Origin of the sequence: Spectribacter hydrogenoxidans, from assembly GCF_031846275.1 — a bacterium.
Taxonomy (GTDB): domain Bacteria; phylum Pseudomonadota; class Gammaproteobacteria; order Nevskiales; family Salinisphaeraceae; genus Spectribacter; species Spectribacter hydrogenoxidans.
This window is the reverse complement of sequence record NZ_JAVRIB010000020.1, coordinates 23,714-31,882: the sequence shown is the minus strand read 5'-3', so window position 1 is coordinate 31,882 and position 8,169 is coordinate 23,714. Positions and strand designations below refer to the sequence as shown.

General features: G+C 65.0%; 7 protein-coding genes. 4 read left to right on the top strand and 3 right to left on the bottom strand.

The features are described 5' to 3' along the window. Positions 1-898: alpha/beta fold hydrolase (locus RM532_RS14640; protein WP_311654082.1), on the top strand; the 898-nt coding region annotated here is incomplete at its 5' end. Between the two features lie 103 nt (positions 899-1,001). On the opposite strand, the gene parC is transcribed toward RM532_RS14640, so the two are convergent. Together parC and parE are read right to left on the bottom strand one after the other, a co-directional pair. Continuing rightward, positions 1,002-3,233, bottom strand: coding sequence for a DNA topoisomerase IV subunit A (gene parC / locus RM532_RS14635; protein ID WP_311654081.1), 2,232 nt, complete (start codon positions 3,231-3,233; stop codon positions 1,002-1,004). A gap of 19 nt (positions 3,234-3,252) precedes the next feature. Beyond that, positions 3,253-5,142 (bottom strand): DNA topoisomerase IV subunit B, encoded by a 1,890-nt coding sequence (parE, locus tag RM532_RS14630; RefSeq protein ID WP_311654080.1) that lies wholly within the window; start codon positions 5,140-5,142, stop codon positions 3,253-3,255. Positions 5,143-5,268: 126 nt separating this feature from the next. Between parE and RM532_RS14625 the strand changes: the two genes are divergently transcribed. Together RM532_RS14625 and RM532_RS14620 are read left to right on the top strand one after the other, a co-directional pair. Continuing rightward, a complete protein-coding gene (locus RM532_RS14625) occupies positions 5,269-5,526 on the top strand; it encodes an exodeoxyribonuclease VII small subunit (protein ID WP_311654079.1) in 258 nt (85 codons plus the stop codon). Further along, positions 5,526-6,407, top strand: a complete 882-nt coding sequence (locus tag RM532_RS14620) for a polyprenyl synthetase family protein (protein WP_311654078.1) — start codon at positions 5,526-5,528, stop codon at positions 6,405-6,407. Before RM532_RS14625 ends, RM532_RS14620 begins: the two co-directional genes overlap by 1 nt. Before the next feature lie 47 nt (positions 6,408-6,454). Here RM532_RS14620 and RM532_RS14615 read toward each other — a convergent pair whose 3' ends face one another. Further along, complete coding sequence (locus RM532_RS14615) at positions 6,455-7,360, bottom strand: DNA/RNA non-specific endonuclease (RefSeq protein ID WP_311654077.1); 906 nt, start codon at positions 7,358-7,360, stop codon at positions 6,455-6,457. A gap of 60 nt (positions 7,361-7,420) precedes the next feature. Here RM532_RS14615 and RM532_RS14610 point away from each other — a divergent pair, with 60 nt between their 5' ends. Then, a complete protein-coding gene (locus RM532_RS14610) occupies positions 7,421-8,092 on the top strand; it encodes a Bax inhibitor-1/YccA family protein (protein ID WP_311654076.1) in 672 nt (223 codons plus the stop codon). The last annotated feature ends 77 nt before the right edge of the window (positions 8,093-8,169 follow it).

Genomic DNA, 8,169 nt, shown 5'->3' with positions numbered 1-8,169 from the left:
GATTGGTGCGGACGAGACATTCAACGGAACCTGGCCATTCAAGCCGAATTTCACCGAAGCGCCGGGCTTTCGGATGCATTACGTCGACGAGGGACATGGGGAGCCCATTCTGTGCCTGCACGGCGAGCCGACGTGGGGCTACCTTTACCGGAAGTTTATCGGGCCATTGTCCCGAACGAATCGCGTCGTCGTGCCCGACCATATGGGGTTCGGGAAGAGCGAGACCCCGCAGGATCGTATCTACACGCTAAGGACGCATGTCGAGAATGTGACCGCACTGATCAACGAACTCGAGCTCGACGATATCACCCTGGTCATTCAGGACTGGGGCGGCCCCATGGGCGGCGCATTGCTGGCAACGATGCCCGATCGGGTGAAGCGCGTATTCGTCATGAACACGCTGGTCTATCCGTTCTGCGATACCGCGCCGCACTTCGACAAGCTGATGAGCTCCAACTGGTTCCGGTTCGTGAACAGCGATGTACACGAGCCGGTTCTGAGAAACCTTGGCTATACAACGTTGAGCGTCATGAAGCTGATGGGATTCCAGAACGGTTCGAATATAACCGACGATTGGGTCAGGGCCTATTCGGCGCCGTTTGAAACAACGGAAGAATGCATCGGTGCAGTCGAGTTTCCGCTTGATATTGCAACCGGGCGATTCCCGTACCTGGATCAGCCGAGCGAAGAACTGGTTGAGAGGGTCAAGGCGAAGCCGGCCATGCTGGCAAACGGCATGAAAGACAGGGCCGTTCCACCGGAAGTATCCATCGGCACGTTCCGGGAAGCCTTCGGGAACCAGCCTGTTGTAGAACTTACGAATGCCGGCCACTTCTGTCAGGAGGACGCACCGGAAACACTGATTGCACTGATCCAGGAGTTCGTGCAGAGCCGTTAGGGCTGCAGGTCCGTCATCGGTTGCCAAAGCTGATTCGGGCGGGAGCCACGGCTATCGTCGGTAATTTTCACGATATACCGAGAATCGACTTCCCCACCTCATCTTATCGGCTATCGGCCCGCGCGGCCTGCACCTGCCGAAACCCCCGTGGCAGGAAGCGACCACGACTAGCTCGAGCACCGCGGTAGTTGTCCCGGTCGCCCGGCTTGACGTTCAGATGCCGCTTGCCGCTGTAGATTACCAGCGTGGCATCGGCGGGTAACGTGCACCAGGCGGTGACGATGTCATCGCCCTTCACGGCGATCAGCTTGTTGCCCTTGCCCTTGGCCAGTTCGGGCAGTTCGTCGAGGCCAATGCAGAGCATACGGCCCTCGGCAGTGATCAGGCAGAGTTCCTGGTCGCCGGCGTCGACAGGGCCCAATGGGGGCAGGACGGCAGCCCCCTTGGGCACGGAAAGCGCGGCCTTGCCGGCGCGGTTGCGCGAGGCCAGTTCACCCAGCCTAGCGACGAAACCGAAGCCCGCATTCGAACCCAGCACGAAGCGTTGCTCGGCGTCGCCCATCATCACGCCCACGAAGGCGGCGTTGTCCGCGGGGCTGAGCCGGCCGGTCAGGGGTTCGCCCTGCCCGCGGGCCGAGGGCAGCTTGTGGGCGGCCAGGCTGTAGCTGCGGCCGGTGGAGTCGAGTACGGACAGGAGTTGATTGGATTTCCCGCGCGCGGCGGCCAGGAATTCGTCGCCGCTCTTGTAGCTGAGCGATTCGGGGTCGGTCTCGTGCCCCTTGGCCGAACGGATCCAGCCCTGGAGTGAGAGCGCCACGGTAATCGCTTCGCTGGGTAGCAGGTCGGATTCATCCAGGGCCTTCGCGTCCCCGCGTTCGACCAGTTGCGTGCGGCGGTCGTCACCGTATTTCTCCGCCGCCGCCTCGATTTCACCGGCAATCAGCTTGTTGAGCCTGGCCCTGGAGCCGAGCGTGGCTTCGAGCTTCTTGCGTTCGGTTTCCAGTTCGTCGCGTTCGCCCTGGATTTTCTGCTCTTCCAGGCGCATGAGGTGGCGCAGGCGCAGATCGAGGATGGCGTCGGCCTGGACGCCGGTGAGGCTGAAGCGGGCCATCAAGGCCTTTTTCGGATCATCCTCGTAGCGGATGATGGCGATGACCTCGTCGATGTTGAGATAGGCCACCAGCAGGCCTTCCAGCACATGCAGGCGATCGATCACCTGATCCAGCCGGTGCTGCAGGCGCCGGCGGACGGTTTCGGTGCGGTAGGCCAGCCATTCCGTGAGCACGTCGCGCAGGTTCTTGACCTGCGGCCGGCCATCCAGGCCGATCATGTTGAGATTGGTGCGAAAGCCCTTCTCCAGGGCGGTGGTGGCGAACAGGTGTGCCATCAGCTGCTCGGCATCCACCCGTTTGGAGCGGGGCACGATAACCAGGCGGGTGGGGTTCTCGTGATCGGATTCGTCACGCAGGTCCGTGACCATGGGCAGCTTCTTCGCCGTCATCTGCCCGGCAATCTGCTCCAGTACCTTTCCTCCGGAAACCTGGTACGGCAGGGCCGTAATCACGATGTCGCCGTCGTCCTCCTGGGTCCAGACCGCGCGCAGCCGCAGATTGCCGTTGCCAGTGCGATACACCTCGCGGATTTCCTCGGCCGGGGAAATCAGTTCGGCGCCGGTCGGGAAATCCGGGCCCTGGATGTACTGACATAGGGTGTCGAGGTCGGCCTTCGGCTCGCGAATCAGATGTACACAGGCCGCCGCCACTTCACGCAGGTTGTGCGGCGGCACATCGGTGGCCATGCCCACGGCGATGCCGGTGCCGCCGTTGAGCAACACGTTCGGCAGTTGCGCCGGCAGGGTCATCGGTTCATCCAGGGTGCCGTCGAAATTCGGCGCCCAGTCCACCGTGCCCTGCCCCAGTTCGGACAGCAGCAGGCTGGCGTAACCGGACAGCCGGGATTCGGTGTAGCGCATGGCCGCGAACGATTTGGGATCGTCGGCCGTGCCCCAGTTGCCGTGGCCGTCGACCAGCGGATACCGGTAGGTGAACGGCTGGGCCATGATCACCATGGCCTCGTAGCAGGCCGCGTCGCCGTGCGGATGGAACTTGCCGATCACGTCGCCCACGGTGCGCGCCGCCTTCTTGGGCTTGGAGGCGGCCGACAGGCCCAGCTCCGACATCGAGTAGATGATGCGCCGCTGCACCGGCTTGAGGCCGTCCCCGACATGCGGCAGGGCCCGGTCGAGAATCACGTACATGGAATAGTTCAGGTACGCCTTCTCGGCGAAGGATTTCAGGGCCTGGCGTTCGGATTCGTCGTCGGTTTGATCGGTCATGGCGGGTTATTGGCTGCCTTCAGTCGAGCAATTCGGCCTCGTGGCCCTTGGCTTCCAGCCAGGCACGGCGGTCGCCGGCGCGTTTCTTGGCCAGCAGCATGTCCATCAGTTCGTCCACATCCGCGGATTCCACCGTGAGCTGCACCAGCCGGCGGGTCTCCCGCGCCATGGTGGTTTCACGCAACTGCAGGGCACTCATTTCGCCCAGGCCCTTGAAGCGGGTGACGCTGACCTTGCCCTTGCGCTTCTCGGCCTTGATCTGGTCCAGCCGGCCCTCGCGTTCATCATCGTCCAGGGCGTAGAACACGTCCTTGCCGACGTCGATGCGGTAGAGCGGCGGCATCGCAACGAACACGTGCCCCTTTTCCACCAGTGGCCGGAAATGCTTGAGAAACAGCGCGCACAGCAGGGTGGCGATATGCAGACCATCGGAATCCGCGTCCGCCAGGATGCAGACCTTGCCGTAGCGCAGGCCGGTGAGATCCAGCGCGCCGGGGTCGACCCCCAGCGCCACGGTGATGTCGTGGATTTCGTTGGAGGCCAGAATATCGCCAGGGTCCACTTCCCAGGCGTTGAGAATCTTGCCGCGCAGGGGCATGACTGCCTGGAAATCGCGATCCCGGGCCTGCTTGGCCGAGCCGCCGGCGGAATCGCCCTCCACCAGGAACAGTTCGGTGCGGGCCGGGTCGTCCGACACGCAGTCGGTGAGCTTGCCCGGCAGCGCCGGACCGGAGACCACCCGCTTGCGGGTGACCTTCCTGGCCGATTTCACCCGCCGCTGAGCATTGCCGATTACCAGTTGCGCCAGGGCCTCGCCGGTTTCCGAATGCCGGTTGAGCCACAGCGAGAACGCGTCCTTGACCACCCCGGACACGAATGCCGCGCAGGCCCGTGAGCCCAGGCGCTCCTTGGTCTGGCCGGCGAACTGCGGGTCGGCCAGCTTCACCGACAGCACGTAGCTGCAGCCGTCCCAGACGTCTTCCGGAGTGATCTTGAGCCCGCGCGGGGTCAGGTTGCGAAACTCGCAGAACTCGCGCAACGCCTCGGTCAGTCCCGCGCGCAGGCCGTTGACATGGGTGCCGCCACCAACGGTGGGAATCAGGTTGACGTAGCTTTCGAACAAGCCGTCGCCGCCTTCCGGAAGCCAGGTCAGCGACCAATCCACCGCTTCCCGCTCGGCCTCGAAACTGCCGCCGAAGGGTTCGTCCGGCAGACGCACCGCCTCGCCCAGCTCGCTGGTGAGGTATTCGGCCAGGCCCTGCTGGTAGCACCAGGTTTGCGTGTCCCCGGCTGCCTCGTCGGTGAAGGTGACCGTCAGGCCCGGGCACAGCACCGCCTTGGCCCGCAGCAGATGGGTGAGACGCGGGATCGCGAAACGCGGGCTGTCGAAATAGCTCGGATCCGGCCAGAAACGCAGCGCGGTACCACGCCGATTGCGGGGGACGGTGCCGGTCTCGGTCAGCGGGCTGGCCGGCTCGCCGCCGGCGAATCCGATGGCGTAGGCCTTGCCGTTACGCCATACCTGCACGTCCAGCCGGGTGGACAGGGCGTTGACCACCGACACCCCCACCCCGTGCAGGCCGCCCGCGAAGCGGTACTGCTTGTGCGAGAACTTGCCGCCCGCGTGCAGCCGGGTAAGGATCAGTTCCACGCCGGGCACACCGTGGTCGGGGTGCAGGTCCACCGGCATACCGCGCCCGTCATCGGTCACCGACATCGAGCCGTCGTCATGCAGCACCACATCGATGCGTTTGGCATGGCCAGCCAGGGCCTCGTCCACGCTGTTGTCCACCACCTCGGCGGCCAGATGGTTGGGCCGGGCGGTGTCGGTGAACATGCCGGGCCGCTTTCGCACCGGATCCAGGCCGGACAGGACTTCGATGGCGGCGGCGTCGTAGCTGTTGGTCATGACAGGCGCGTGGGTTGACTGGCGCGGGACGTTAAGCCAAGCCCGGGCGCGCGGCAAGCTCGCCCTCCCCCGGCCCGCTTCGCAACCGTTACAATTCGTCCGACGCCATCCCCACCGCTGCCGCGCATGACTGACTCCGAAAGCCCGGACCAGAACGACGAGCTCGCCGCCTTTGAGACCGCGATGAATGAGCTCGAATCGCTGGTGGAGTCACTGGAATCCGGCGAGATCGGGCTGGAGGAATCCCTGGCGCGGTTCGAAAAGGGCGTGGCGCTGGCGCGCCGTTGCCAAGCCGCGCTGAAAAGCGCCGAGTTGCGGATAGAGCAGTTGCTCGAGGACGACCAGGGCGGCCGGCTGGCCGAGTTCGAGGATCCCGAAGCCTGATGTCGTTCGCGGACGCGGTCGCCGACTACCGCCAGCGGCTGGACCGGGTGGTCGACGGCTGTCTCCCGCCGGCCAGACAGCACCCCGCCCGCCTGCACGAGGCCATGCGTTACGCCATACAGGGCGGCGGCAAGCGGCTGCGGCCACTGCTGGTCTATGCCACCGCCCGCGCGGTGGGCGAGCGGGACGAACGCGTGGACGCCGCAGCTGCGGCGGTGGAGATGGTCCATGCCTACTCGCTGGTTCACGACGATCTGCCGGCCATGGACGACGATGACCTGCGCCGCGGCAAGCCCACCTGCCACCGGGCTTTTGACGAGGCCACAGCCATTCTGGCCGGCGACAGCCTGCTGACGCTGGCCTTTCAATTGCTGGCGCAGGACCAAACCACCGAGCCGGCCGTTCGCGCGGCCCGCGTGGCACACCTCGCGATGGCGTCCGGCTCCCGCGGCATGGCGGGGGGACAGGCAATGGACCTGGCGGCAACCGGTCAGAGTCTGAATCTGGCAGAAGTCGAGGATATGCATATCCACAAGACCGGCGCGCTGATCCGGGTGTGCGTGTTGCTGGCCTGCGAGGGGGCGTCGCTGCAGCCGGAAGTGTTTTCGGGTCTGGATCGCTACGCCAAGTGTCTTGGCCTAGCGTTCCAGATCCAGGATGACGTGCTCGACGAACTGGGCGACACCGACACCCTGGGCAAGCAGAGTGGCGCCGACCGGGCGCGGCATAAACCGACCTATCCTTCGGTGGTCGGTCTGTCGACCGCCCGGCAGCGGGCGGCGGAACTGGTGACCGAGGCGCGGGCGTCGCTGGCCGGACTCGACGAACGGGCGGACGGCCTGCACTGGCTGGCACAGCGGGTGATCGAGCGCGAGCACTGACCGCAGCGCGTCCAGACGCCGGTCGCGGGGCATGAATCCGAGGGCCCTCAGTCGCTGCAACGGTCGAACTTCAGTCGAATGCCATCCTTGCCCTGCCAGTTGTTCGCGTATCGGGCGGGAAAACAGGCCAGGGACGCAAGACCCCAGGCGCTCAGATCCGCCGGCCGGGCTTCAAGCCGCTTCTCGATGGCATCCGGCAGACCGGCAAAGAAGTCCAGCCCGGTTTTCGCCTCGATCTCGTCCACGGTGATCAGGAACTGGTCCAGGCGTTCGTCGCCCCGGACGTGCTGGGGCACCAGCAACGCCAGGGCACGCAGCCCGTCGGCGGTGCGATCCAGCCAGATGCGGTAGAAGGCATCCGGCACGTCCACACCGGAGTCGGTCCAGGTGCGATCGGCATCGAACACCGGGCCCACCGTGACGTTCAATTCGTCCCAGCGCCGCGCCAGGTGATCGACCTCGATTTCCTCCAGCCGCTGCCACACCAGCTGGTTGAGCCGGGGCCGCTGCAGAACGATATTGGTCATCAGGAACGATTGCCGCTGAGCGGCCGGGCCGTGGAGATTGCTGATCAGGTAGTTCGGCGCGAGGTGGCCCCGGTCGAAGCCGGTATCGGTAAAGTCACGGTACTGGATGGGACGTCTGACTCGCGGGTCGGCCTCGAATCGCGGCCGATCCAGATGCCGCCGCTCGCCGATCGGTCGGGCCTGGTAGACCACCCATACCGGCGCGCCCCTGTGGCCGGCATACCCGACCACGAATCCGCGGTTGTTGAGAATCTCGACGCCGCCGGTAACGCCCGGTGCCTCGGGCAGTCCACCCGGCAAACCCGGCCCCGCCAGCGCCTCCCCACCCTGGCCGCAGCCGATGGCGGACAGCAGCAGGCCGACACCCAGAAGCCGCCGTGAACCCCCGCGCGCAAGCGCGGTCAGACAGCGTAATGAAGTTACCATCGCGTGCACCCGGTAATGGTATCCTCGGGCGCAACGCAATACGACGAGGAACTGGAAACAATGGCTAACGAGCGCTTGGCGTCACTCGGACAGGTACAGGCTTCCCCGGAAGCCGCGAAGGTCCTGCGCAATACCTACTGGCTGCTATCGCTGACGCTGCTGTTCTCGGCGGCGGTGGCCGGCACGGCAATGGCGATCAACGCGCCGCATCCGGGCCTGATCATCACCCTGGTGGGCTACTTCGGCCTGCTGTTTGCCGTCGAAAAGACCAAGAACAGCGGCTGGGGTCTGGTCACCGTATTCGCCCTGACCGGTTTCATGGGCTACACCATCGGGCCGATTCTCAACGCCTACATGGGCGCGTTCGCCAACGGCGGCGAGATCGTGATGACGGCCATGGGCGGCACCGGCGCCATCTTCCTGGGCCTGTCGGGCTACGCTATCGTCTCCGGTCGCCGCTTCAACCAGTGGGCCGGCGCCCTGTTCGTGGGCATCCTGGTGGCATTCGTACTCGGCCTGGGCGCGGTGTTCTTCCAGATTCCGGCACTGTCGCTGGCGGTATCGGCGATGTTCGTGCTGCTGATGTCGGGCCTGATTCTCTACCAGACCGGCGAAATCGTGAACGGTGGCGAGACCAATTACATCAGCGCCACGGTCACGCTGTTCGTATCCATCTACAACCTATTCCTCAGCCTGCTGCACCTGCTGGGCGCATTCATGGGCGAAGAATAGACCGACGCACGCGTCACGTTGCGAACAAAAGGCCGGCGCCAACGCGCCGGCCTTTTTTGTTTGTGTTCGGTGTCGAG

Bases quoted from the DNA above. Each gene is read 5' to 3' on its own strand.
- RM532_RS14625 (WP_311654079.1), top strand. From the start codon at position 5,269: ATGACTGACTCCGAAAGCCCGGACCAGAACGACGAGCTCGCCGCCTTT.
- RM532_RS14620 (WP_311654078.1), top strand. From the start codon at position 5,526: ATGTCGTTCGCGGACGCGGTCGCCGACTACCGCCAGCGGCTGGACCGG.
- RM532_RS14615 (WP_311654077.1), bottom strand. From the start codon at position 7,360: ATGGTAACTTCATTACGCTGTCTGACCGCGCTTGCGCGCGGGGGTTCA.
- RM532_RS14610 (WP_311654076.1), top strand. From the start codon at position 7,421: ATGGCTAACGAGCGCTTGGCGTCACTCGGACAGGTACAGGCTTCCCCG.
- parC (WP_311654081.1), bottom strand. From the start codon at position 3,233: ATGACCGATCAAACCGACGACGAATCCGAACGCCAGGCCCTGAAATCC.
- parE (WP_311654080.1), bottom strand. From the start codon at position 5,142: ATGACCAACAGCTACGACGCCGCCGCCATCGAAGTCCTGTCCGGCCTG.